At 33.2% G+C, this 25,620-nt stretch carries 22 protein-coding genes, 1 other RNA gene and 1 other annotated feature; of the genes, 2 read left to right on the top strand and 21 right to left on the bottom strand.

Annotation, left to right across the window (positions count from 1 at the left end):
* Positions 1-165: 165 nt before the first annotated feature.
* From JG553_RS05260 to JG553_RS05295, 8 genes are all read right to left on the bottom strand, one after another.
* The gene (locus JG553_RS05260) at positions 166-474 is read right to left on the bottom strand and encodes a DUF1292 domain-containing protein (RefSeq protein ID WP_000134779.1); all 309 of its coding nucleotides are present in this window, start codon (positions 472-474) and stop codon (positions 166-168) included.
* A 14-nt stretch (positions 475-488) separates the two neighbouring features.
* Positions 489-917: a Holliday junction resolvase RuvX gene (gene ruvX, locus JG553_RS05265; RefSeq protein ID WP_000939059.1), complete on the bottom strand. Its 429-nt coding sequence runs from the start codon at positions 915-917 to the stop codon at positions 489-491.
* A 3-nt stretch (positions 918-920) separates the two neighbouring features.
* The gene (locus tag JG553_RS05270; RefSeq protein ID WP_000426912.1) at positions 921-1,181 is read right to left on the bottom strand and encodes an IreB family regulatory phosphoprotein; all 261 of its coding nucleotides are present in this window, start codon (positions 1,179-1,181) and stop codon (positions 921-923) included.
* Positions 1,182-1,243: 62 nt separating this feature from the next.
* The gene (gene alaS, locus JG553_RS05275; protein ID WP_000734064.1) at positions 1,244-3,874 is read right to left on the bottom strand and encodes an alanine--tRNA ligase; all 2,631 of its coding nucleotides are present in this window, start codon (positions 3,872-3,874) and stop codon (positions 1,244-1,246) included.
* A 131-nt stretch (positions 3,875-4,005) separates the two neighbouring features.
* Positions 4,006-4,183 (bottom strand) — a binding site (T-box leader).
* Positions 4,184-4,216: 33 nt separating this feature from the next.
* A complete protein-coding gene (gene recD2, locus JG553_RS05280; RefSeq protein WP_001283311.1) occupies positions 4,217-6,694 on the bottom strand; it encodes an SF1B family DNA helicase RecD2 in 2,478 nt (825 codons plus the stop codon).
* 1 nt (position 6,695) lies between these two features.
* Positions 6,696-7,364, bottom strand: coding sequence for a tetratricopeptide repeat protein (locus JG553_RS05285; RefSeq protein ID WP_000567028.1), 669 nt, complete (start codon positions 7,362-7,364; stop codon positions 6,696-6,698).
* A gap of 461 nt (positions 7,365-7,825) precedes the next feature.
* On the bottom strand, positions 7,826-8,944 hold the full coding sequence (mnmA, locus tag JG553_RS05290) for a tRNA 2-thiouridine(34) synthase MnmA (RefSeq protein WP_000066097.1): 1,119 nt from the start codon (positions 8,942-8,944) through the stop codon (positions 7,826-7,828).
* Positions 8,945-10,087 (bottom strand): cysteine desulfurase family protein, encoded by a 1,143-nt coding sequence (locus JG553_RS05295; protein ID WP_000409167.1) that lies wholly within the window; start codon positions 10,085-10,087, stop codon positions 8,945-8,947. It abuts the gene before it with no gap.
* Positions 10,088-10,398: 311 nt separating this feature from the next.
* Here JG553_RS05295 and JG553_RS05300 point away from each other — a divergent pair, with 311 nt between their 5' ends.
* Positions 10,399-11,412, top strand: coding sequence for an LLM class flavin-dependent oxidoreductase (locus tag JG553_RS05300; RefSeq protein ID WP_000985889.1), 1,014 nt, complete (start codon positions 10,399-10,401; stop codon positions 11,410-11,412).
* A gap of 236 nt (positions 11,413-11,648) precedes the next feature.
* On the opposite strand, the gene JG553_RS05305 is transcribed toward JG553_RS05300, so the two are convergent.
* The 3 genes from JG553_RS05305 to cymR all read right to left on the bottom strand — a co-directional run bounded on the left by JG553_RS05305 (position 11,649) and on the right by cymR (position 12,539).
* On the bottom strand, positions 11,649-11,795 hold the full coding sequence (locus JG553_RS05305; RefSeq protein ID WP_000009238.1) for an SAS049 family protein: 147 nt from the start codon (positions 11,793-11,795) through the stop codon (positions 11,649-11,651).
* Between the two features lie 39 nt (positions 11,796-11,834).
* Entirely contained in the window at positions 11,835-12,017 is a 183-nt protein-coding gene (locus tag JG553_RS05310) for a CsbD family protein (RefSeq protein ID WP_000752909.1), read from the bottom strand.
* Between the two features lie 99 nt (positions 12,018-12,116).
* Positions 12,117-12,539 carry a cysteine metabolism transcriptional regulator CymR gene (cymR, locus tag JG553_RS05315; RefSeq protein ID WP_000704122.1) on the bottom strand — a complete coding sequence of 141 codons (423 nt, stop codon included), beginning with the start codon at positions 12,537-12,539 and terminating at the stop codon, positions 12,117-12,119.
* An 84-nt stretch (positions 12,540-12,623) separates the two neighbouring features.
* Here cymR and JG553_RS05320 point away from each other — a divergent pair, with 84 nt between their 5' ends.
* A complete protein-coding gene (locus JG553_RS05320) occupies positions 12,624-13,898 on the top strand; it encodes a replication-associated recombination protein A (protein WP_000102735.1) in 1,275 nt (424 codons plus the stop codon).
* Between the two features lie 160 nt (positions 13,899-14,058).
* Here JG553_RS05320 and JG553_RS05325 read toward each other — a convergent pair whose 3' ends face one another.
* The 10 genes from JG553_RS05325 to recJ all read right to left on the bottom strand — a co-directional run bounded on the left by JG553_RS05325 (position 14,059) and on the right by recJ (position 25,564).
* The gene (locus JG553_RS05325; RefSeq protein ID WP_000682646.1) at positions 14,059-14,832 is read right to left on the bottom strand and encodes a tRNA threonylcarbamoyladenosine dehydratase; all 774 of its coding nucleotides are present in this window, start codon (positions 14,830-14,832) and stop codon (positions 14,059-14,061) included.
* Positions 14,832-14,960, bottom strand: coding sequence for a hypothetical protein (locus JG553_RS05330; RefSeq protein ID WP_001790559.1), 129 nt, complete (start codon positions 14,958-14,960; stop codon positions 14,832-14,834). The genes JG553_RS05325 and JG553_RS05330 overlap by 1 nt, the downstream gene beginning before the upstream one ends.
* A 64-nt stretch (positions 14,961-15,024) precedes the next feature.
* Positions 15,025-15,215, bottom strand: a non-coding RNA gene (ssrS, locus tag JG553_RS05335) — 6S RNA.
* Positions 15,216-15,292: 77 nt separating this feature from the next.
* Complete coding sequence (gene aspS, locus JG553_RS05340) at positions 15,293-17,059, bottom strand: aspartate--tRNA ligase (protein WP_000044800.1); 1,767 nt, start codon at positions 17,057-17,059, stop codon at positions 15,293-15,295.
* Between the two features lie 15 nt (positions 17,060-17,074).
* Positions 17,075-18,337 carry a histidine--tRNA ligase gene (gene hisS / locus JG553_RS05345; protein WP_000590826.1) on the bottom strand — a complete coding sequence of 421 codons (1,263 nt, stop codon included), beginning with the start codon at positions 18,335-18,337 and terminating at the stop codon, positions 17,075-17,077.
* Between the two features lie 460 nt (positions 18,338-18,797).
* Complete coding sequence (locus JG553_RS05350) at positions 18,798-19,673, bottom strand: N-acetylmuramoyl-L-alanine amidase family protein (RefSeq protein ID WP_000717800.1); 876 nt, start codon at positions 19,671-19,673, stop codon at positions 18,798-18,800.
* A complete protein-coding gene (gene dtd, locus JG553_RS05355; RefSeq protein ID WP_000869983.1) occupies positions 19,670-20,122 on the bottom strand; it encodes a D-aminoacyl-tRNA deacylase in 453 nt (150 codons plus the stop codon). Before dtd ends, JG553_RS05350 begins: the two co-directional genes overlap by 4 nt.
* Positions 20,123-20,133: 11 nt before the next feature.
* Positions 20,134-22,323: a RelA/SpoT family protein gene (locus JG553_RS05360; RefSeq protein WP_001058584.1), complete on the bottom strand. Its 2,190-nt coding sequence runs from the start codon at positions 22,321-22,323 to the stop codon at positions 20,134-20,136.
* Between the two features lie 427 nt (positions 22,324-22,750).
* Positions 22,751-23,269: an adenine phosphoribosyltransferase gene (locus JG553_RS05365; protein WP_000364542.1), complete on the bottom strand. Its 519-nt coding sequence runs from the start codon at positions 23,267-23,269 to the stop codon at positions 22,751-22,753.
* A 21-nt stretch (positions 23,270-23,290) separates the two neighbouring features.
* Positions 23,291-25,564: a single-stranded-DNA-specific exonuclease RecJ gene (gene recJ, locus JG553_RS05370; protein WP_000594993.1), complete on the bottom strand. Its 2,274-nt coding sequence runs from the start codon at positions 25,562-25,564 to the stop codon at positions 23,291-23,293.
* Positions 25,565-25,620 lie beyond the last annotated feature (56 nt).

Here is a 25,620-nt window from a genome sequence, read left to right on the forward strand (position 1 = left end):
AAGCTATTTTATTTATAGAAGCGAATCATTCATATAAAATTTAACTTTAGATATTTTACCATATTTTCAATAAAATTATAAGCGTTAATTATTTATACATTGCTTGACTTAAAAAATACTCTTGCCTCCCCATCTTTAAGGTTAGCAAGAGTAAAATCTTTTTAATTATTCTTCCATTTCAGTATTTACAACTTCTTCAATCATGTCCCATTCTTCATCAGTTTCGATTGGTACTAACTTACCACCGTCACCTGACTCATCTGGTTCATTGATCATTGGTACAAGCTCAATCATATCGTCTTCATCTGATTGAGCACCTTCTTCAGCTAAGATAACATACTCTTTTTTGAATTCAGGATGATAAAATTCTAAAACTTTTCGGTATAAAACTTCATTTCCCTCTTCATCGAATAAAGTTAATAATTCTTCTTCGTTATTAATTTCTAGTTGTGAATCATGATTATGTTCAGTCATAGTAAAATCTCCTTTTAATGTAGTGAATCTAAATAGCCTTGTAAAATAAATACCGCTGCCATTTTATCAATCACTTGTTTTCTTTTTTGTCTTGAAACATCTGCTTCTAATAATGATCGTTCAGCAGCCATTGTGCTTAATCTTTCATCCCACATCACAATCTCAATAGAAGGATAAGCTTCTAATAATTTTTCTTTATATGTTAACGAAGCTTCGCCTCGAAATCCTATTGAATTATTCATGTTTTTAGGTAGTCCTATTACGACTGTACCCACATTATGTTTTTTAATAATGTCTACTAATTGGTCAATACCTAATTCATTATTTTCTTCATTGATTCGGAGTGTGTCTAATCCTTGTGCCGTCCAACCCATTATATCACTAATTGCAATTCCTACCGTTCTACTACCGACATCGAGTCCTAAAATTTTATGTTGTAACATAAATTATTTATTTTGCTCTTTTAAATAGTAAGAAACAAGCTCTTCCATAATAACATCTCTATCAATATGACGAATTTGATTTCTTGCTTCATTTTGGCGTGGAATATACGCAGGGTCACCTGATAATAAATAACCTACAATTTGGTTTACGGCATTATATCCTCGTTCATCTAATGTTCGATAAACATTATTTAAAACATCTCTTACATCTTGCGTTGGAAGTTCTTCATAGTCGAATTTCATTGTTTTATCAAAGTTTTCCATTTGCGACACTCCTTTAATTACAAATATAACTCACTATCATCATACAATATTATGGCTTTAAATTATAGATTTTTAATGTAATCTTTAATAAAGCTTAATGATTTTGAGATATTTTCAGGTTGTGTACCGCCACCTTGAGCCATATCTGGACGACCGCCACCTTTACCACCAACGATTGGTGCCATTTGTTTGATAAGATCACCGGCTTTAACGTTATTTGTTAAAGATTTAGGGACAGTTGCAACCATCGATACTTTATCATCAACATTACTTGCAAGAATGATAATTGTATCTTGTAGTTTAGATTTAAAATCGTCCATTGTCGAGCGAATTGCTTTCGCATTTGGTACATCCACTTCAGTAACCAATACTTTATAGCCATTGATTTCTTCAACTTGATCTTCAATATTACCCATTTTAAGTGATGTGATTTCTTTGTCACGTTGCTCTAATTGTTTTAATAATGCTTTTTCTTCATCTTGTAATTGTGTTAACTTATCGACTACTTGATCATCAGATTTCACTTTCAGCTGTGATTTCATCGTATTAAATTTCTCTTGAATATCTTCTAAATATAAGAAAGCTGCTTTACCTGTTAATGCTTCAATACGACGCACACCAGCTCCTGTACCTGACTCACTTACTATTTTGAATAAGCCAATTTCAGAAGTATTGCGGACATGAATACCACCACATAATTCAATTGAAAATGGTGCCATATTTACTACACGCACAACATCACCATATTTTTCACCGAATAATGCCATTGCGCCCATTTCTTTAGCTGAAGCAATATCCATTTCTTGAATGTTAACGTCAATACCTTTCCAAATTTCTTCATTTACTAAGCGTTCAACTTGATCAATTTCATCATTAGTCATTGGACCAAAATGAGAGAAATCAAAACGTAAACGATCTGCTTCTACTAGTGAACCAGCTTGGTTAACATGATCACCCAGTACTGATTTCAACGCTGCATGTAATAAATGTGTTGCACTATGGTTCTTTTGAATGTCACGTCGATCATTTTGGTTCACTTCAGCAGACACTGTAGCGCCAACATTTACTTGGCCAAATTGTACTACTCCTTTATGCAAGTTTTGACCATTTGGTGCTTTGGTTACTTCACTAACAGCAATTTCAAAATTGTCATTATAAACAATACCTGTATCCGCAACTTGTCCACCACTGATTGCATAAAATGGTGTTTCCGTTAACATGAAGTATACTGTTTCACCCGCTTCAACTTGTGAAACTTCTTCACCATTGTATATCAAGTGTGTTAGTGTTGTTTGAGCTGTCGCAGTATCATAACCAACAAAAGTACTTGCAGATGTAATATTTTTCAATACTTCACTTTGAACTTGCATTGATTGAGAATTTTGACGTGCTTGACGTGCACGATCACGTTGTTGTTGCATTTCTGACTCGAATGTTGTCATATCAACTTTCAATCCTGCTTGCACTGCTATTTCTTCAGTTAATTCAATTGGGAACCCATACGTATCATACAATTTAAATGCATCTTTCCCATTAATTTCATTTGTTGTCGCTTTAGCTTTTTTAATTAATTCATTTAAAATCGCTAAACCATCTTCTAATGTTTCATGGAATCGTTCTTCTTCAGACTTTATAACACGCTTAATGAAATCTGCTTTTTCCTTAACATTTGGATAATATGGTTCCATAATGTCTGCAACAATATCAACAAGTTTGTACATAAATGGCTCATTGATTCCTAACGTTTGACTAAAACGAACGGCACGACGTAACAATCGACGTAATACATACCCTCTACCTTCATTGGCAGGTAATGCACCATCAGAAATTGCAAATGCAATCGTACGAATGTGGTCAGCAATTACTTTAAATGCCACATCTTGTTCGTTGTTTACTAAATATTGTTTACCTGATACTTTTTCGATTTCATTCATTATAGGCATAAATAAATCTGTTTCATAGTTAGTACGTACATTTTGAGAAACTGAGGCCATACGCTCAAGCCCCATGCCAGTATCAATATTTTTATTAGGTAATGGTGTGTAACTATGATCTTTATTATGATTGAATTCACTAAATACTAAGTTCCATACTTCAAGATAGCGTTCATTTTCTCCACCTGGATACATTTCTTCTGCCGGATCGTCTTGTCCATATGCTTCTCCGCGATCATAGAAAATCTCAGTGTTCGGTCCTGAAGGCCCTTCACCAATATCCCAGAAGTTACCTTCAATGCGAATAATACGACTTTCTTCAAGCCCAATATCTTTATGCCAAATGTTGTATGCTTCCATATCTTCCGGATGAATCGTAACGTACAATTTATCTGGCTCCATACCCATCCATTTATCACTCGTTAAAAATTCCCAAGCAAATTCAATCGCTTCTTGTTTAAAATAATCACCAATTGAGAAGTTACCTAACATTTCAAAGAATGTATGGTGACGCGCTGTGAAACCAACATTTTCAATATCATTTGTACGAATAGCTTTTTGAGAGTTTACAATTCTTGGCTTTTTAGGTGTTTCACGTCCATCAAAATATTTCTTTAATGTTGCTACACCTGAATTAATCCATAATAATGTATCATCATCAATTGGCACTAATGGTGCAGAAGGTTCAACCATATGTCCTTTTTCAACAAAGAAATCTAGATATTTTTGTCTAATTTCACTCGCTTTTAACTTTTTCATCATTTACACATCCTATTTACTGTTTTTAAATTACCATTCCATAAAAATTGATGACACAGATAGTCGATTTGCAAAACTAGTATAAATCAATATCATTTTTTATTATTAAAAAATAAAAAACGCCCATCCTCAAAAGGGACGAACGTTATCGCGGTACCACCCTAGTTATAAATGCAATTCAACACATTTATCACTTTAATTCGACTATACAGTTGTGCATAAAGTAGCGTTCACTAATGTTTGTTGTACTTTTCACCAACCAGTACATCTCTGATAAACAAATCATTAACTACTCATCTTTATACGAATTTAATTCTATTTTAGTTACATTTACGCTTGTTGTCAACGTTCTATAAAGTCATACGGCGTGATTTCTCCCATATTAATCATTGGGTCAATTTTAAACATTGTAGCTTCCGTTAATACATTTGTATCTGTTTTTGTTGAATCAGACATAACTTCTTCACTATCATTCGATGACATTGGCGCTTCTACTTGATCATCTATTGTCGTTTGTGAAGCTCCTGTATCATTAGTTGCTGTGTTTTCCAGCATTTCTTCATCTTCTGAATTAAAATAATTTTTCAACAATGTACATAATTGTGTTAAACGCGCTTGACCATTTGTTTTCAATCCAATATCAAATGCTTCCGGATCACCAAGTAAAACTAAACTCGTTTTCGCTCTAGTTAAACCAGTATATAATATCGGTCTTTGTAACATTCTAAAATACTGTTTAACAATAGGCATGATAACAATAGGAAATTCTGAACCTTGTGATTTATGGATTGATGTACAATAAGCATGTGTTAATTCCATCATATCTTGTTTCGTAAATGTAATTTCATTACCTTCAAAATCCACAACAAGTACATCTTTATTAAGGGCATTTTCTTTCGCCCAAAAAATACCAACAATAACTCCTATGTCACCATTGAATATGTTATCATTTGGCCTATTAACAAGTTGTAATACTTTGTCACCTTTTCTAAAGACTACATCACCAAACTCAATTTCTCGTGTGTCTTTCTTTTTAGGGTTTAAAATATCTTGTAAAACTTGATTTAAACGTTTAATACCGGCATTTCCTTTATACATTGGTGCAAGCACTTGAATATCAGCCATAGTATACCCTTTATTAACAGCACTAGTAACTACCTTCTCAACAACTGTTGGTATTTGGTTTGCCTGACAGTTAATAAAACTTCTATCATGAAAACGCTGTGTAATATCAATTTTCTGACCCAACTTCATTCGATGTGCTAATTCTATAATGCTTGAACCATCTTGTTGACGATATACTTCAGTCAGATTTACTCGTGGTATAGCTTTCGATTCAATTAAATCTTTAAATACTTGACCAGGACCTACAGAAGGCAATTGGTCCTCATCACCTACAAATATCAATTGTGCATCTAAAGGAACTGCACTTAAAAATTGGTGGAACAACCAAGTATCTACCATAGACATCTCATCAATGATTATGAGTCGTGCGTTTATTTCATTTTCTAATATATCCTCTGGCTTTGTGTCTTGATTCCAACCTATTAAACGATGAATCGTCATTGCTTCTAATCCAGTTGACTCTTGTAGTCTCTTAGACGCTCTTCCTGTTGGCGCTGCTAATACAACTGGATAATCATCATTGACATAATCATCATAATCTAATGATAAGCCATGAATCTCAGCATATAATTCAACAATACCTTTAATTACTGTCGTTTTTCCTGTTCCCGGTCCACCGGTTAATAGCATCACCTTAGAATTGATAGCCGTTTGCAAAGCTTCTTTTTGTGAAGCTGCATAGTTCACTTGATTCGCATCTTCTATTTCACCAATATGCATTTGTAAATCTGACTGTTCAATTTCTGTAAGTTTATTTGTATGCGTCTTTATTCTGAATAAGTTTTGAACACTTTTGATTTCAGAATAATACAAACTTGGAATTGCAACTTGTTCATTGTCAATAATTAGTCGTTTTTCCTCATTTAAGTATTGCAACATTTCGTCTAATTTTTCAGGTTCGATGACCTCTTCATCTTGATAATTTAATACATCAACCGTTAAATCTATAACAACATTGATAGGCAAATATGTATGTCCCTGTTTAATACATTCTTCTTCTAACGTATAGAGCAACGCAGCTTTTAATCGTTCATTATCGTTATAAGCGATACCAATATTTCTAGCAAGTTGATCTGCTTTATTAAAACCAATACCTTTAATATCATAAATCAATTGATATGGATTTCGATCTAAAATAGTCAGTGTATCGCCGAGATAAAACTGATAAATTGCCATTGAAAGTTTAGGACCAAACCCTAAATCATGTAAACGAATCATTATTTTTTCAGATTCTTGATTTGCTGAAATTTGTTCTGCAATTTGTTTCTGTTTCTTTTTAGATAATCCCGAAACTTTTTCTAGCACTGAATGGTCATCTAATATATCATTTATCGCATTGTCACCTAATGTATTAACAATATTTTGAGCTGTCTTTTTACCTACACCTTTAAACAAATCACTAGATAAATAACTTATAATTGCTTCTTTCGTTTGTGGCATTTCTTTTTCAAAAGTCTCTGCTTTTAATTGTTTACCATAACGTGGATGATCAACAACTTGCCCTTTAAATGTGTAGACATCGCCTTCAACAATATTCGGAAGAAACCCTACAACAGTTGGCATTGTATCAAAGTCTTCATTTGTTTCAATAGTATCTACTTTAAGCACTGTATAAAAATTATCACTGTTTTGAAACAATATCGCTTCAACAGTACCTTTGATCATTGAATAATCAAATAGTGTAGGGTCTGACATGTTACTCCTCCTCTTTCATTTTAGTGAATGTTTTCAGCGCATGCTGACTTAATAAGTGTTTAGGGTCGATAGTCACAGCTTCTTTAAAATGAGTTATTGCTTCATCAATATCTTCATTTTTCATAAATAACGCTAAGCCCAAATTGTATCTTGCATCAACATGATTTTTATCAATCGTTAATACATGTTTAAGTTGAGTTATGGCTTCATTAAACATTTCTAATTGACATAATACAAGACCATATTGAAATTGAACTTCTGCATCTTTGTCTTTATCTAGTTCCGCAGCAGTCATTAAATACGGCAATGCCAGCTTAAATGATTCTAACTGATTAAACGCCATACCGATCATATAATTACAATCAACTTGTTCAATCTCTGTTTGTAATGCTTGTTGATATAATTTAATAGCTTCTTGATAACGTTGCTGATTATAATATACATTTGCTAGATTAAAAAATACGACGCCATTCTTCGGATCTATTGTTAAAGCTTTTTGGAAAAAACGCTCTGCCTTTTCAATCTCATTCGCATCAGCAAGTACGATACCAGCATTAATATAATTTTCAATAATTGTAGGATTTTCTTCGATATTTCCGAACAATGCTTGTAACGCTTCTTCTATTTTTCCATTTTGTATGTATTGATAAATTGTTTGTTGATCTATCATTTACGAACCTCATTTCTCATCAATTATAACATCTTGATAAATTGTATGTCTCGAATCACTTAACAACGAATAAAATATAATCTAATATCATCTTCATTCATGAAAAAGCGGGAATGGAATAGAAATGCTTAAGAACCATTAACGGTTTATTATGTAATGGTTCTTCCACATTAGCCACCACTATTATGTACTTAAAAATAAGAATACATAATTAGATTCATGCATAGGGAGTGGGACAGAAATGATATTTTAACAAAATTAAATTCGTTATCCCCAACTGGCATTGCCTGTAGAATTTCTTTACGAAATTCTCTATGTTGTGGTCCCGCCAATATAACATTGTAGAGCCTAGGACATTGTGATGTCCCAGACTCTATCCTCATGAATTATTCTCATCAAAAACTGTCTTTCGTCATTTTCAACGTTGAAACTTCAAATAAGTAATTTATTGTTGCCATTGTTTATACAACATAATTTAATTGACCTTCATTTTTGAACACATCGTCAATTGTTGCACCACCAAGACACACATCACCTTGATAAAAAACAACTGCTTGTCCAGGTGTGATTGCTCTTACTGGCTCAGCAAAAGTAACACGTAGTGCATGGTCGTTTTCACGTTTCACAAAAACTTTCGTATCTTTTTGGCGATATCTAAATTTAGCTGTACATTCAAAACCTTGATCTAAGTCATTATCTTCTGGATTTACAAATGAATAGTCTGAAGCAATTAAGTAATCACTGTATAATGCATCGTGATGGAATCCTTGTTCTACATATAAAACATTATCTTTTAGGTTTTTACCGACAACAAACCAAGGATCGCCATCTCCACCTATACCTAATCCATGTCTTTGTCCTATTGTGTAATACATCAAACCACTATGTTTACCCATTTTCTTACCATCAAGTGTTATCATATCACCCGGTTGTGCAGGTAAATATTGTGATAAAAATGTTTTAAAGTTTTTTTCGCCGATAAAACAAATGCCTGTAGAATCTTTTTTCTTAGCAGTAACAAGTCCTTGTTCTTCAGCAATTCGACGCACTTCACTCTTTTCGATGTCGCCAATTGGGAACATCACTTTTGAAAGTTGTTGTTGAGATAATTGATTCAAGAAGTATGTTTGATCTTTATTATTATCTACACCACGTAACATTTCAACATGACCATCTTCATGACGATGTATGCGTGCGTAATGTCCTGTTGCTACATAATCTGCACCTAAATTCATCGCATGATCTAAAAAGGCTTTAAACTTAATTTCTTTATTACACATAACGTCTGGATTTGGAGTACGACCTTTTTTGTATTCATCTAAGAAATACGTAAAGACTTTATCCCAATATTCTTTTTCAAAATTAACAGCGTAATACGGAATGCCAATTTGATTACACACTTCAATAACATCGTTGTAATCTTCAGTTGCAGTACATACGCCATTTTCGTCAGTGTCATCCCAGTTTTTCATAAATATGCCAATGACATCATAACCTTGTTCTTTTAAGACGTGGGCTGTTACAGAACTATCTACACCGCCTGACATACCAACGACAACACGTATATCTTTATTTGACAATTATGACTCCTCCTTAAATTTAAAATATATTTTATGAATTTCAGCTACAATTGCATTAATTTCATTTTCAGTAGTCAATTCGTTAAAACTAAATCGAATCGAATGATTTGATCGCTCCTCATCTTCGAACATTGCATCTAAAACATGCGACGGTTGTGTAGAGCCTGCTGTACATGCAGATCCAGACGACACATAGATTTGTGCCATATCCAACAATGTTAACATCGTTTCAACTTCAACAAACGGAAAATATAGATTTACAATATGGCCTGTAGCATCCGTCATTGAACCATTTAATTCAAATGGAATCGCTCTTTCTTGTAATTTAACTAAAAATTGTTCTTTTAAATTCATTAAATGAATATTGTTATCGTCTCGATTCTTTTCTGCTAATTGTAATGCTTTAGCCATCCCAACAATTTGCGCAAGATTTTCAGTGCCTGCACGGCGTTTCAATTCTTGTTCACCGCCAAGTTGAGGATAATCTAGTGTAACATGGTCTTTAACTAGTAATGCACCGACACCTTTTGGTCCGCCAAACTTATGAGCAGTAATACTCATTGCGTCGATCTCAAATTCGTCAAACTTAACATCAAGATGTCCAATTGCTTGAACCGCATCAACATGGAAATATGCATTTGTCTCAGCAATAATATCTTGAATATCATAAATTTGTTGCACTGTGCCAACTTCATTATTTACAAACATAATAGATACTAAAATCGTCTTATCTGTAATTGTTTCTTCAAGTTGATCTAAATCAATAGCACCTGTATCATCAACATCTAGATATGTTACATCAAAACCTTCTCGCTCTAATTGTTCAAAAACATGTAACACAGAATGATGTTCAATCTTCGATGTGATAATGTGATTACCCAATTGTTCATTTGCTTTTACTATGCCTTTAATTGCCGTATTATTCGATTCTGTTGCGCCACTCGTAAATATAATTTCATGTGTATCTGCACCAAGTAATTGTGCAATTTGACGTCTTGACTCATCTAAATATTTACGCGCATCTCTTCCCTTAGCATGTATTGATGATGGATTACCATAATGCGAATTGTAAATCGTCATCATCGCATCTACTACTTCAGGTTTTACTGGTGTGGTCGCAGCATAATCTGCATAAATTTCCATGTTTGGACACTCCTCACAATTTTATCAATGTTCCAATAATAGCACCTTACATACTATTTTTCTACTTTTCTGTTTAACTTTATTTATAATGTTTTTAATTATATTTTACCATTTTCTACACATGCTTTTCGATAGGCTTTTTTAAGTTTATCGCTTTATTCTTGTCTTTTTTATAAATTTTAGTATTTGCAGATATTTTTTTATTTGTAAAATGTAACGTACTATTATTTTGGTTATGAGCAATTTAATATTTATCTGGTTATTCGATTGGTATACTTCTTATATCATAAAAAAGGAAGGACGATATAAAAATGGCGATTAAATATTCAGCATTAAACCTTGTCCCTATTCGAGAAGGTGAAGATGAACAAACAGCAATTAATAATATGGTTAATCTCGCACAACATTTAGACGAATTATCATATGAAAGATATTGGATTGCTGAACACCATAACGCTCCCAACCTAGTAAGTTCAGCAACTGCTTTATTAATTCAACATACGTTAGAACATACGAAACACATACGTGTAGGTTCTGGAGGCATCATGTTACCTAATCATGCTCCATTAATCGTTGCGGAACAATTTGGCACGATGGCAACATTATTTCCAAATCGTGTCGATTTAGGATTAGGACGTGCACCTGGAACAGATATGATGACCGCAAGTGCATTAAGACGAGATCAACATGATGGTGTTTATAAATTTCCAGAAGAGGTTTCATTATTACAACAATATTTCGGCCCTGCTCACCAACAAGCATATGTTCGTGCTTATCCAGCAGTAGGTAAAAATGTGCCTTTATACATTCTTGGTTCTTCAACAGATTCTGCACATTTAGCTGCTCGCAAAGGGCTTCCATATGTGTTCGCTGGACATTTTGCACCTCAACAAATGAAAGAAGCTATCGAAATTTACAAAACGTTATTTGAACCTTCTGATGTATTAGACGAACCTTATGTTATTGTATGTTTAAATACAATCGTTGCTGAAAATGATGACGAAGCACAATATTTAGCTTCATCTATGGCACAAGTAATGGTTAGTATCACTCGTGGCAGAATGCAGCCCGTTCAACCGCCAACACATGAACTACAAAATATATTAACGCCGAGAGAATACGCGATGGCTATGGAAAGACAGAAAATATCATTAATAGGTTCAGAAAATACTGTTCAACAAAAAATTCAAGATTTTATGGAAACTTATGGTGAAGTCAACGAAATTATGGCAATAAGTTATATTTATGATAAAGATATGCAATTAGACTCTTATCGTCGGTTCAAGAATGTTATAAATCAGATAAATGAAAAAAACACTTTATAATGTGATAAATAAACTAAGTGAAAGTATGTATCCATAATATTAATAAAAATATACAGTAACAGCATTTTGAATGAAAGATGTCTTTATTGTTCAATCATTTATTTTAGTAATGATTCAAATTCACTTAAAATTCTAATGCAAATATGAAAGCGCCCCTTCAACTTTACACTGTGTAAGTGTTTATTTGATGGGGCGCTTTCAAAATATTGAAAAGCATATCCAAAATTTAAAGAAATTTATTTCTCTTTATCTTCATTTTCTTTTTTCTCTTCGTTATTCGATCCTGTATATTCATTTATCTTATCTTTTACATTTTTAACTTGTTCATTATCGCTATTTTTAAATTTTTCTACTGCGTCTTTAGCTTTATCCATAAAACTCATATTAATCGCTCCTCTTATATTTGATTAGTTTAATTGAACTTATTTTTTAAGTTTATCAATTGCATCAGTTATTTTGTTTTTAGCATTTTCAACAACTTCTTTTGCTTTACCAGTCGCTTTATCTTGCTGACCTTCTTTTTCTAATTCTTTGTTATCAGTAACGTTACCTACTGTTTCTTTAACATTTCCTTTAAATTGATCGAACTTACTTTCGTCTGCCATAGTGAAACCTCCTTGGATGTATATATTTATATACCACTAAGGAGGTTCGCTAAACATTATAATATGAAGTTTTTATGTTATAGTATAGTATTTATACGATTAAATATAAAACATGTATCCGTCTAAATCTTCACTTGTATCTACATATTCCGCTAAATATTTCAATGTTGTATTATCTAAAACATCTCTCACTGCATCTCTCATGCGAATCCATAGTTGTTTTTGCGCAGGTGGTTCTGATTCAATACTTTCAACAAATGTAATTGGACCTTCTAACAGTCTTATAATATCCCCTGCTGAGATTTCTTCCGCTGGCACTCTTAATTGGTATCCACCTTTAGCACCGCGTACACTTCGAATTAACCCCGCATTTCTTAAAGGACCTACAAGCTGTTCTAAATATAAATCACTCAAATTATTTTCTTCAGCAATTGACTTTAATGATATACATCCTTGCCCCTCTTTTTTAGCAAGAGAAATCATCAATGTAAGTCCATATCTCCCTTTAGTAGAAATTTTCATTGTATAACCTCACTTAATTCGAATATTGATATTCCCATTTTAGCATTTTTTGAGTTAAGATAGTATAAGAAAGGTGTGACAAATGTGAGTACAGAACCATTAGCATCGAGAATGCGCCCAAAAAATATAGATGAAATCATTTCCCAACAACATTTAGTTGGACCAAGAGGCATTATCAGAAGAATGGTTGATACAAAAAAATTAACTTCAATGATTTTTTATGGTCCACCTGGTATAGGCAAAACAAGTATTGCCAAAGCAATTTCGGGCAGTACGCAATATAAATTCAGACAATTGAATGCTGTAACTAACACTAAAAAAGATATGCAACTTGTTGTTGAAGAAGCTAAAATGTCTGGTCAAGTTATCTTGTTATTAGATGAAATACATCGACTAGATAAAGCTAAACAAGACTTTTTATTACCTCATTTAGAAAATGGCAAAATCGTCTTGATCGGTGCTACAACTTCAAATCCTTATCATGCTATCAATCCAGCGATTCGTTCAAGAGCGCAAATTTTCGAGTTATATCCTTTAAATGACGAAGATGTGCGCCAAGCGTTAACTCGTGCAATAGAAGATGATGAGAATGGTTTGAAAACATATCAACCCAAAATTGATGAAGATGCCATGACCTACTTTTCTACACAAAGCCAAGGTGATGTTCGTAGTGCGTTAAATGCATTGGAATTAGCTGTATTAAGCGCAGATAATGACAAAGACGGTTATCGACATGTTACATTGCAAGATGCTAAAGACTGTTTACAAAAAGGTGCATTTGTAAGTGACAAGGATGGTGACATGCATTACGATGTTATGAGCGCTTTCCAAAAATCTATCCGTGGTAGCGACGTCAATGCCGCTTTACATTATTTAGCACGATTAATTGAAGCTGGAGATTTACCTACAATAGTTCGACGATTACTTGTAATTAGCTATGAGGATATAGGCTTAGCCTCACCTAATGCTGGTCAGAGAACACTTGCTGCTATTGAATCAGCAGAACGTCTAGGTTTACCAGAAGCTAGAATTCCACTAAGCCAAGCAGTAATCGAACTATGCTTATCACCTAAGTCAAATTCAGCAATGAGTGCCATTGATAGTGCATTGTCCGATATTAGAAACGGTCATGTGGGCCAAATTCCAAACCATTTAAAAGATGGACATTATCAAGGTGCTAAAGATCTAGGCCGATCTATTGGTTACAAATATCCACACCAATATGTTAATGGCTATGTTTCACAGCAATATTTACCTGATAAACTAAAAAACAAAATTTATTACGAACCAAAAACGACATCTAAAAGTGAACAACAACTCAAAGAAATATATAACAACTTACTTAAACAAAGGCCGTAAAAATAAGATTAAATCGATTACCTTTGATATTTTAGCTATAATCAAATCAAAACTGACTAGTACACGAGGCATATTCTACTATGCTTGCGAACTAGTCAGTTTTAGTTTTATGGTGTGGTTACACTTGCCTTACGTTGAAAATTATCCCTTTCAAAATGAATTATTGCCCTTTGTCTTTAATGCGACGAACTGGAATATCTTTTAATACGTCATTCACCACATAACTTGCACAAATTAATCCAACAACACTTGGCACAAAGGCATTTGAAGAAGGTGGCATTTGTCCTTTTCGATTGATAGCATTTTTATCTCCAACTATATCTTTTACATCTTCTCTTATGACAATTGGACTTTCATCTGAAAATACAACTGGAATCCCTTTACGAATTCCTAGTTTTTTCAATTTTTGACGAATAATTTTGGCCATTGGATCGGTATGTGTTTTAGAGATATCTGAAATTGTAAAACGTGTTGGATCTGTTTTATTTGCAGCACCCATACTGGAAATCACTTTAATCCCTCGGTCAAGACACTCTTTCATTAAGTGTACTTTGTACATTATTGTATCACTTGCATCTACAAAATAATCTATATCGTAGTTATCGAAAATTTCTTCATATGTCTCTTCTGTATAAAACATATGTAAGGGCGTGACTTTACAATCTGGATTAATTAATTTAATACGTTCTTCCATCAAAGAAACTTTACTTTGTCCTACCGTTGTAGTTAAAGCGTGTAATTGTCTGTTTACATTTGTAATATCAACATCATCTTTATCTATTAATATAATATGACCAATATTCGTTCTTGCTAATGCTTCAGCAGCAAATGAACCAACACCTCCAACGCCAAGTATGACAACAGTTTGTTGCTTCAATAAATCTAAACCTTGTTGTCCAATCGCTAGTTCATTTCTTGAAAATTGATGTTTCATTATTTTACCTCTTTCACTGATTTATACATAAGTACATAGTAACTTAAAATTTTATATTTAGCATTATCACTTTGATTATTTTCCCAAAATTCAACGAGGAAACATTTATTAAACGCTATAAAACCCAACTAATTCTTTATTAAAAACTTAAAGAAACGCATAAAAATACGCAAGACAAAGTCTTGCGTATCGATAGAGTCCGTATTGCCGTAGTTATAATAGCTTGATCATTCGGCCTGTTATATACAGGTGGGTGCCCTGTTTCTTGTTTTGTACGTCCTTCATATAAGGCGTGTACGCTGCAAGAAAACCCATTGGGCTCCCTTGATCAAAGAGTGTTAGGCCCAAATTAAAAAGCAAACTTACGAACAACTCAGATGACTATCTTATGATGTTATATTACCACATAATTAAAATTAATGAAATTATAACAAACCAAAGTTTATTGATTTTTTAAAATTTAGTGACGAATTCGCAAAGAAAGTTCTTCTAATTGTTTATCAGAAACTTCACTAGGCGCATTCGTTAATAAACATGTAGCAGATGCTGTTTTAGGGAATGCGATTGTATCTCTCAAGTTTGTTCTATTAGTCAATAACATGACTAATCGGTCTAATCCTAATGCAATACCGCCATGTGGTGGTGCACCATATTTAAATGCATCTAGTAAGAAGCCGAACTGTTCTTGTGCTTGTTCTTTAGTAAATCCAAGAACTTCGAACATTTTTTCTTGTAACTCACCATCATGAATTCTGATTGAACCGCCACCTAATTCATAACCATTTAATACTATGTCATAAGCATTTGCCTCAGCTTCTTCTGGCGCAGTGCCAAGCTTAGCAATATCAGCTTCTTTTGGAGATGTAAATGGATGATGTGCTGCAACGTAACGTTTCGCATCTTCATCATATTCTAATAATGGCCAATCTGTCACCCATAAGAAGTTTAATTTTGTTTCATCGATTAAACCTAATTCTTTAGCTAATTTGACACGTAATGCACCTAAACTTTGTGCAACGACATTTGGTTTGTCTGCAACAAACATTACTAAGTCACCAGCTTCAGCACCAGTTAATGTAAGTAATGTTTCAACATTTTCTGTTTCAAAGAAACGTCCAATTGGACCTGTCAAACCATCTTCCACAACTTTAACCCACGCTAATCCTTTAGCACCATAGATGTTTACAAATTCTGTTAAAGCATCCATATCTTTACGAGTATATTGTTCAGCTGCACCTTTAGCGACAATTGCTTTAATTTCACCATCATTTTCAACAGTATCTTTAAATACTTTAAAGTCCATATCACGTCCTAATTGAGAAACGTCAATTAATTCCATTTCAAAACGTGTATCTGGTTTATCAGAACCATAGCGACGCATCGCTTCTTTATATGTCATGCGTGGGAAAGCGCCATTAATTTCAACGCCTTTAACTTCTTTAACAACTTTTTTAAGCATTTCTTCACCCATTTGCATCACATCTTCTTGGTCTACAAAACTCATTTCAATATCGACTTGTGTAAATTCAGGTTGACGATCTGCACGTAAATCTTCGTCACGGAAGCATTTTACGATTTGGTAGTATTTGTCAAATCCACTAATCATCAATAATTGCTTAAATAATTGTGGTGATTGTGGTAATGCATAAAATTCACCATCATGAACACGAGATGGTACTAAATAGTCACGTGCACCCTCAGGTGTTGACTTCGTTAGTACTGGTGTTTCGATGTCAAAGAACCCTTCATCATCCAAATATTGACGAATAGAACGTGTAATTTGATGTCTCATTTTAAATGTTTGCGCTAACTCTTGACGACGTAAATCTAAATAACGGTATTTTAATCGAATATTTTCATCAACGTTAACATTTTCTTCATTTATAGAAAATGGTGGTGTCTCAGATTTATTAATCACTTTAATATTTGTAACTTGTACTTCAACTTGGCCAGTTTTAATTTTAGGATTAACTGTTTCAGGGTCACGCTTCGTAACTGTACCTTGAACTTCTACAACATATTCAGAACGTACTGTTTCAGCAATTTTCAATGCCTCTTCTGAAAATGCAGGATTAAACACGACTTGTACAATTCCTTCTCTATCTCTTAAATCAACGAAAATCAATCCACCAAGGTCACGACGATTGTTAACCCATCCTTTTAATGTAATTTCTTGTCCTAAAAATGCCTCAGTAACTAATCCACAATAAGTTGTTCTCTTACTCATATTTTAACGCCCTCTCTACTTCTTAAAATATTCGACTAATGCGTCTAATTCAATTGTTTCAGATTCACCAGTTGTCATATTTTTAACATCGATTTTATTATTTTCTAATTCTTGATCACCAATAACGATTGTAAACTTGGCACCTAAACGGTCTGCTTGTTTCATTTGTCCTTTAATTTTACGCTGTAAATAGTCTTTATCTGCTTTAATACCATTATGTCTCAAATGATTTAATAGCTTCACAGCATATCGATCTGCTTGATCACCCATTGTAACAATGAATAAATCTAAGTTTTCTTCAATATCTAATTCGATACCTTCTTCTTCAAGTGCAAGCAATAATCGTTCTATACTTAGCGCAAAACCAATACCTGTTTCACTTGGACCATCTAGCAATTCTAATAAACCATTATAACGGCCACCACCACAAAGCGTTGTAATGGCACCATCATAGTTAGGGTTATCCATCATTAATTCAAATGCTGTATGTGTATAATAATCCAATCCACGAACTAAGTTAGGATCTTCAATATATGGAATACCTAAATCATCTAAATAAGCTTTTACTTGTTCATAATATGCCTTAGATTCCTCATTTAAGAAATCAGTGATTCTAGGTGCAGTCTTAATCGCTTCTTTATCACGGTCTACTTTACAATCCAAAATTCGCATCGGATTTGTATGCAAACGTGATTGACAATCTGAACAAAATTCATGAATTACTGGTTCAAAGTGTTTCACTAACGCTTCGTTATATTCTTTTCGAGACGCCATATCCCCTACACTATTAATAACAAGCTTTAAATGTTTTAATCCAAATGATTGATAAATATGCATAACCATAGCTAATACTTCTGCATCTACGCTAGGATTTTCAGCACCAATAGCTTCTACACCAAATTGATTAAATTGACGATAGCGTCCTTTTTGCTTACGTTCATATCTAAACATCGGTCCATTGTAATAAAGTTTAATTGGTTGGTTTGGATTACCTTGCATTTTATGTTCAATATATGAACGCACAACTGCAGCTGTTCCCTCAGGTCTTAATGTAATACTTCTATCGCCTTTATCTTTAAATGTATACATTTCTTTTTGTACGACATCGGTTGAATCACCAACACCTCTTGCAAAAAGATCTGTACTTTCAAAAATTGGTGTTCTTATTTCTTTATAATTATAAAATGTCATTAATTCATCTAATTGATTTTCAATGTAACGCCATTTCTTTGAATCTTCAGGTAAAATATCCTGCGTCCCTCTAGGTATTTTAATCATTTTGACATCTCCCTCGGCAAACTATTTTATTTAATTACCTTTTTAAAACTAAAACTATATACGACCACTTAACTTTGCACGATAAATCATAATCTTAAAAGCAAAAGAAAAAGCCCTTGCACAGCCTGAAACTGCACAAGGGACGAATATCCGTGTTGCCACCCTCATTGGTTTAAAAAACATGCCTAATTGTAATCATCATTACTTTTTATAAGCGTGCATTTAATAAACCCACTCAAAACGTTTAACGTACGTTTAACGGCTTTACTTTTCATAAAGCACCTCTTCTTGTGTTCAATGTATATAAACTACTCAGCATAATCTTTCAGTCTATGGATTATATTCCTACACAATCTTAGTTAGATTGCTACCTATTTCATTTACCATTTCAAGAATACTAACGGTTTTAGTTATAAAATTCAATATCAATGATAACTACTTTCACATATTTTTGCAAGCCCTACGCAGAAAAATAAATTTTAAGGCCATCAACAATTGCTTGTTCTAAAATTTGTCTATGTAATTGATCTTTAATCATCGTTTCATCAGTTGGGTTACTAATATAACCTAATTCTAATAAAACAGCAGGAACTTTTGTTTGTCTTAACACTTGATAATTTTCTTGTCTTGAACCGCGATTAGAAAGTAGACCTTTCTTCTGAATCGTAGCGTCTAACGTATCTGCTAAAGCTCTTTGATTATCATGATACCAATAAACTGTCATTCCATTTGCATTAGATGATTCTAACGCATCATTATGTATACTCAAATAGGCATCGCCTTTGATATCACGATTTTCTAGTGAAACATATGTATCGTCTGTTCTTGTCATCTTAACAGTTGCGCCTTCTTTTTCTAAAGTACGCTGCAATTCTTTTGCTGTTTTCAACGTATAATCTTTTTCTAAACTTTTATATTTAGTATTGCTTGAAGCACCCTGGTCACTACCTCCATGACCAGGATCAAGCACTATTGTTTTACCTTGCAAAGGATTTTTCTCCTTCGTATTATCCGCGACAATATCTAAATTTGTGTGCCATCCAGCTATCCAACCTTTTTCATTACTGGATGTATCTTCAACTTCAATCCATTTACCTACTTTACCAATCTTTTTAAAATGGTCACCTTTTTCAACTTTATATATGACTGGATACGCAGCGTTTGGACCTGTACGTAATTCAGCATTTTCAGTTATCGTGATGTTCCCACTATCTTCACTATTGCTATTCAGCAATAAAAATAAAAAGATGATAAATAAGACAAAGGCAATCACTACTATTAGAGTACGTTTATTTTTAAGACCCTTTTTAGATAACCATGCCTCTATTTTTTTCATTGAATTTTGCCGTCCTGACTTTCATAAATAATAGTGACTGGACCATCATTATTTATGCTAACATTCATGTGTGTTCCAAATTCACCTGTTTTCACAGTAAGACCATACGCTCGTAGCGCATCATTAAAATACTCATAAATTTTTACCGCTTGATCAGGATTTTTAGAATTTGAGAAACCTGGACGGTTACCTTTTTTTACATCTGCATAGAGAGTAAATTGTGAAACTGATAGTATTTCACCATTCATTTGTTGGATATTAAAGTTTAATTTATTATTGTCATCTTCAAATAATCTTGCATTAGCAATTTTCTTTGCAATTACATCTGCATCTTGCTCTGTAGAGTTCTGACCGATACCGACTAATAAACAATATCCTTTTTTGATTTGATTATTTAATGTATCATTCGTCACCGATGCTTCTTTAACTCTTTGTACAACTACTTTCATATTTTGCACCTCTAGTTCCAAACTCTTGTTACTGTATAAACATCACCAAGTTGTTTGTTCTTTTCTACCACACGATAAACATCATTCACGTTTTTCACCATGACACTAATATTTATTATTGCATTTTTATCAATATCTGAACGTCCTGAAACTTTAATTAAATTGCCGGCTGTCGAGCTAACAGCTTGTAGTACTTCATTCAACAAGCCATTTCGGTCATACGCAGTTACCTCTAAATCAACCTGATATTTTTGAGTTGCGTCTTTTGATTTTACCCATTCAACATTAATTAGTCGTTCAGTTTCGTTCTTAATATTTGGGCAATCAGTGCGATGTACTTTAATACCGTGACCTTTGGTGATATAACCTACAATATCATCACCTGGTATAGGATTACAACATTTTGACAACTTGATAAGTACATTTTCTAAACCTTCTACATAGACACCACTATCAGTAATGATGTTGTCTTTAATAGGCAATGATTTCGTAACTTCTTGTGCTTCATTTAAAGCACGTTGTTTATCTAAAATACGTTGTCTTTCAGTTAATTTATTAACAATCTGTAAGGATGTCACGCCGCCAAATCCTACAGCTGCGAATAAATCATCTTCATTTGCAAAGTTATATTTTTCATTAACAACCTGAATATTTTTCTCTGTCAAAATATCTTCGACTCTAAATCCTTGCTCTTTTATTTCAGCTTCAACCATCATTCGGCCTTTTTCAATATTAGATGAACGATCTTGTTTTTTGAAGAAACTTTTAATTTTACCTTTGGCACTAGACGATTTAACAATTTTCAACCAATCACGACTTGGTCCATATGAATGTTTACTAGTACGTATTTCAACAATATCGCCTGTTTGTAAAATATAGTCAATTGGTACAATTTTGCCATTCACCTTGGCACCAATCATCTTATTACCTACTTCACTGTGAATCGCATAAGCAAAATCAATCGGCACAGCACCATATGGCAACTCAATAACATCACTCGCTGGGGTAAATGCGTATACTTTGTCACTCTGTAAGTCATATTTTAAGGTTTCCATAAATTCTTGAGCGTCAGACGATGTATGATCCGCTTCAGCTAATTCTTTTAACCAATTTAACTTATTTTGATAAGTTTGATCTTTTTCACTTACTTTTTTACCTTCTTTGTAAGCCCAGTGTGCTGCAACACCATGCTCAGCAATTTCGTGCATATCAAACGTTCGTATTTGGATTTCGAGCGGGTCTCCATTTGGGCCTACTACTGTAGTATGCAATGACTGATACAAATTTTGTTTAGGCATTGCAATATAATCTTTAAAACGTCCTGGCATCGGTTTCCATAACGTATGCACCAACCCAAGTATCGCATAACAATCATTAATAGAATTGACAATAACACGTATCGCCAACAAATCAAAAATTTGATCAAATTGTTTTTTCTGCTTCATCATTTTCCGATAAATACTGTAAATATGTTTAGGTCTACCATTTATATCGCCTTCGATATTCATTCGGTCCATTTCAGTACGTATTCTATCAATAGCCGTTTCGATATACGCTTCACGTTCACTACGTTTCTTCTTCATTAAATTGACTATTCTAAAATATTGCACATTATCAATATAACGAAGAGCCGTATCTTCTAGTTCCCATTTGATTGTATTAATACCAAGACGATGTGCTAATGGTGCATAAATTTCTAATGTTTCTCGAGAAATTCTAATTTGTTTTTCGCGCGGCATGGCTTTCAAGGTACGCATATTATGTAATCTGTCTGCTAATTTCACCAAAATTACGCGTACATCTTTGGCAATCGCAATAAATAACTTGCGATGATTTTCAGCTTGTTGTTCTTCTTTTGAGCGGTATTTTACTTTTTTAAGCTTCGTCACACCATCAACAATTCGAGCAACTTCTTCATTGAACATTTCTTTTACATCTTCAAATGTATACGGTGTATCTTCAATTACATCATGCAAAAAACCTGCGACAATCGTCGGTCCGTCTAATCGCATTTCTGTTAAAATACCTGCAACTTGTATAGGATGCATAATGTATGGTAATCCGTTTTTTCGGAACTGACCTTTATGTGCTTCATAAGCAATATGATAGCTTTTTAAAACATACTCATATTCATCTGCTGACAAATATGATTTTGCTTTGTGAAGAACTTCGTCTGCACTATATGGATATTCGTTGTTCATTATATGATACACCCCATTCATATTTATTACTTCGCCTTAAACAATGATTTAGGTACTCTTGTTGAATAGTATTTGTCCCACACCAATCATACGTCCGTCGACGATAAATATTTATCCTGTCGTCATTAATCGTAATATTAATTTTACTTGAGCGAGTTTAATTTGTATACTATTCCTACTTTTAAAACTTTTACAAAAATTCGACCTAAATCTACTGTTTCATTTTTTAAATATTAGTTCTATGATACTACAATTTATGAAATAAATAAACGATGTTATTAAGGTATAATGCTCAATCATCTAACATTTTCAGTAAATAAAAAATCCTAACATCTCATGTTAAGAAAACTTAAACAACTTTTTTAATTAAGTCATTGGTTCTTATACATTTGATGAAGGATTTCATTTGATAAAATTATATTATTTATTATTCGTCGTATGAGATTAAACTCATAACATCGTAATCTTTAATTTTTTCAATACCATTTAAATATTTCAATTCAATTATAAATGCAATACCTACTACGATACCGCCTAATTTTTCAACTAATTTTATTGCTGCTTCAATCGTACCACCAGTAGCTAATAAATCATCTGTAATTAACACACGTTGACCTGGTTTAATTGCATCTTTGTGCATTGTTAAAACATTTGTACCATATTCTAGGTCATACTCATAACGAATGACTTCACGAGGTAATTTCCCTTCTTTTCTAACAGGTGCAAAGCCAATCCCCATTGAATAAGCTACAGGACAGCCAATGATAAAGCCACGCGCTTCAGGTCCTACAACGATATCAACATCTCTGTCTTTTGCGTATTCTACAATTTTATCTGTTGCATAGCCATATGCTTCACCATTATCCATAATTGTAGTAATATCCTTGAAACTAACACCTGGTTTCGGCCAATCTTGAACTTCTGATACGTATTGCTTTAAATCCATTAATATTTCCTCCTAAATTGCTCACGACAATTGTGACTTTATCCAATTTTTTATTTCTGAAAAATCTTGATATAATAATTGCTTTTCAACATCCATACGTTGTTGTCTTAATTGATATACTTTGCTGGAATCAATCGATCTTTTATCAGGTTGTTGATTGATTCGAATTAAACCATCTTCTTGTGTTACAAATTTTAAGTCTAAGAAAACTTTCAACATGAATTTAAGTGTATCTGGTTTCACACTTAAATGTTGACACAATAACATACCCTCTTTCTGGATATTTGTTTCTTGTTTAGTTATTAATGCTTTATAACACTTTTTAAAAATATCCATATTAGGTATACCATCGAAGTAAATCGAATGATTATGTTGCAAAACTATATAAAGTTGAGAAAATTGCAGTTGTTGCAAGGAATTAGACAAGTCTTCCATTGACGTTGGTAAATCTCTTAATACTACTTTATCAGTTTGTTGTTTAATTTCTTCACCATAATAATATTCATTCGCATTTACTTTATCACTTTTAGGATGAATAAGCACGACAATATTTTCATCATTTTCTGTAAAAGGTAAACTTTTTCGCTTACTTCTATAATCTAATATTTGCTGTTCATTCATCGCAATATCTTGAATAATTATTTGCGGTGATTGATTACCATTCCATTCGTTGATTTGAACAGATCCTAATATATTAATTGGCTGTTCATCTTGTAACTCAGGTTCTAAGTGTCCATTTTGCCAAAATAGCGCGGCGATATTACTTTCACCAAGTGTCAATTTTAGATGATTTTTTTGTTGACCTATCGCCTTAACTGAAGAAACTGATAAATCATCCATTTCAAAAATAGGTCTAGAAAAATCTGTTCCGAAGGGTCTTAAACGATTCATATCACGAATATTTTTAATCGTTATATCATTTTCTGTTAATAATACATCTACTTGCTTTACGGGATCTAACGAAGTTGTTTTAGATAATTCTTTCATCCATTTATTTAAACCTTCAGCTAACGATTCTATATTTTCAATATCCATCGTCATACCTGCAGCCATATGATGGCCGCCAAATTTAGCGATTAACTCTTGATGTGCTGATAGTATTTCAAACATCGACACTTGATCAATTGATCTGGCGGAGCCTTTTGCATGATTTTGCTCCCTATCAATATTTAAAATTAATGTTGGCAAAGCAAATGTTTCGACAATTTTCGAAGCAACAATACCTAAGACACCTTCATGCCAATTTTCTTTTGCTAAAAGTAAAAATAAATCTCCCTTTTTAACTTTCGTTTCTGCCATAGCCATTGCTTCTTCTGTGATAGTTGCTACAATATCTTTTCTTTCACGGTTAAAATGTTCAACTTGTTCTGCTAAAAATGCAGCTTCTTCTTCGACGTCAGTCATCAACAATTCGCAAGCTAATGATGCGTCATCTAAACGACCTACAGCATTAAGTCTAGGTCCAATAATAAAACCAATTGTTTCTTCATCAATATTGTCATTGTATCCCGCTTCTTTTAGCAATGCTTTAACAGAGGTCGGACATTGATCATTTAAGACTTTTAATCCTTGTTTCACTAATGATCGATTTTCATCAGTTAAGGATACTAAATCCGCAATGGTACCTATCGCAACTAATGCTTTAAAATAATCAGGTACATTTTCAATCAATGCTTGTGCTAATTTGTATGCAACACCTGCACCACACAATTGTTGGAACGGATAATTAAACGATGGATGCATTGGATGTACGATTGCATATGCTTCTGGTAATGTACTACCAATTTCATGATGATCAGTTACAATGACATCAACTCCTAAATCTTGAACCATTTTAATTTCATTATGACCTTGTATGCCATTATCAACAGTTATGATTAATGTTATGCCTTCATCATGAGCATTTCTAAATGCTAGTTCGTTTGGTCCATATCCTTCGGTAAAGCGGTTAGGAATATGCCATCCTACTTGTGCACCTAAAAGTTGTAATGTTATCACTAAAATTGTAGTTGCGGTAACACCGTCGGCATCGTAATCACCATAAACTAGGATTTTCTCATCATTCGCTATCGCTCTTTTAATTCTTTCAATAGTCTTAGTCATATCGCTCAATTGCAGTGCATCATGATTGATATCTGTATCTGAAATGATGGATTCTATTGCTTGTTCATCAATAATCGATTTACTTTCTAATATTTTTTTTACGATTGGCGTTAACTTTAATTTTGATGTTAATTCATCACTTATGTATTCAGCTGGTTTAGTTAATTTCCACTTATACTTCGGTTTAATCATATATATTTACGCCTCATTTCCAAAAGACATTATATCTAAAATTACTTTAAATAAAA

Source organism: Staphylococcus sp. T93, from assembly GCF_016743875.1.
In the GTDB taxonomy this organism is placed as follows: Bacteria; Bacillota; Bacilli; order Staphylococcales; family Staphylococcaceae; genus Staphylococcus; species Staphylococcus aureus.